The sequence below is a fragment of the Arthrobacter sp. JCM 19049 genome (assembly GCF_001310435.1).
Genome location: NZ_BAXF01000796.1, coordinates 1 through 763, shown reverse-complemented (window position 1 = coordinate 763; position 763 = coordinate 1). Strand labels below are relative to the sequence as shown.

Annotated in this window: 1 pseudogene; it reads left to right on the top strand. The window is 67.8% G+C overall.

From position 1 onward, the window contains the following. Positions 1-763: pseudogene (locus tag JCM19049_RS16330) on the top strand (amino acid--tRNA ligase-related protein); the annotation flags it as partial.

The following is a 763-nucleotide window of genomic DNA, read 5'->3' as shown; positions in this document are numbered from 1 at the left end:
CAGGCTATGTGGAGATCGAAACCCCGAGCTGACCCGCTCCACCCCGGAAGGCGCCCGCGACTTCGTGGTCCCGGCCCGCCTGTCCCCGGGCAGCTGGTACGCGCTGCCGCAGTCCCCGCAGCTGTTCAAGCAGCTGCTGCAGGTCGGCGGCTTTGAGAAGTACTACCAGATCGCCCGCTGCTACCGCGATGAGACTTCCGCGCGGACCGCCAGCCGGAGTTCACCCAGCTGGACATCGAGGCCTCGTTCGTCGAGGAAGACGACATCATCGCGCTGGGTGAGGCGCTGGTCAAGGAACTGTGGGCGCTGATCGACGTGCAGATCCCGACCCCGATCCGCCGCATGTCCTACGCCGAGGCGATGGCCAAGTACGGCAGCGACAAGCCGGACCTGCGTTTCGGCCTGGAGCTGAGCGAGATGACCGAGTACTTCGCCAACACCAGCTTCAAGGTGTTCCAGGCGGACTACGTCGCGCCGTGGTCATGCCCGGGGGGGCCTCCCAGCCGCGCCGCACCCTGGATGCCTGGCAGGAATTCGCCAAGCAGCGCGGCGCCAAGGGCCTGGCCTACGTGCTGATCAAGGAAGACGGGGAGCTGGCCGGCCCAGTGGCCAAAAACCTGTCCGATGAGGAGAAGGCGGGCCTGGCCGAGGCCACCGGCGCGAAGGCCGGAGACTGCATCTTCTTCTCCGCGGGGGACAAGGCCGATGCGCGCGCCCTGCTCGGCGCGGTGCGCGTGGAAATCGGTCACCGCACCGGCCTGAT